Genomic DNA, 827 nt, shown 5'->3' on the forward strand with positions numbered 1-827 from the left:
GATGACGGGCCTGCTCGTCGTCCAGGCCCGGCAGGACCTGGACGAGGTACTGACGATCGCCGAGGCCGACGTCGACCGCCACAAGTACACCAGTTCGCGCCTGCCCGTCGGCGCCCGCATGACACGCGGTAACCTGCTGCATATCGCCCTGATGAGTTCGGAAAACCGCGCGGCCGCCGCGCTGGGCCGTAATTATCCGGGCGGTATCGATGCCTTCGTCGCCGCGATGAACGCGAAGGCGCGCGAACTCGGCATGACCGATACGCACTATGTGGATTCGAGCGGCCTGTCGAGCCAGAACGTGTCGAGCGCGCGCGACCTGGCCAAGCTCGTCAAGGTGGCGCACCAGGAACCGCTGCTGCGCCAGTACACGACGGACCCGAACTACATCGTCGAAGCGAGCGGCCGGGCGCTGCAGTATCGCAACACCAACTACCTCGTCGCCTCGCCCGACTGGAACATCGGCCTGCAGAAGACCGGTTTCATCAACGAAGCGGGGCGCTGCCTCGTGATGCAGGCCATGATCCAGGGGCGTAATGTGATCATGGTGTTCCTCGATTCCAAGGGCAAGCAGTCGCGGACGGCGGACGCCGGCCGCATGCGCCGCTGGCTCGAGGCGCTCAAGCCGGCCACCGTGCCGGCCACGGTGGCTGCGGGCGTGCCCGTGACCGTGTCGGCGTCCGTGTCCGGCGCCGCGACGACACCCGTCGTCCAGTAACCAGCGCGCTACCTCAGCGGGGCCGTAGGGTGGGCGTTTGAGGCCGGGGGCCTCAAACGAGACGTGCCCACGCGGACGTTTGCAACGTGTCGGCGTCACGCGTGGGCAC

General features: G+C 67.5%; 1 protein-coding gene. It reads left to right on the forward strand.

Annotated elements, in window-relative coordinates; genetic code table 11:
- Positions 1-718 (forward strand): serine hydrolase (locus AC1DYX_RS31615; RefSeq protein ID WP_477266223.1); only part of this gene is annotated, 718 nt, incomplete at its 5' end.
- Positions 719-827 lie beyond the last annotated feature (109 nt).

The sequence above is a fragment of the Massilia sp. P2_C2 genome, assembly GCF_056404615.1.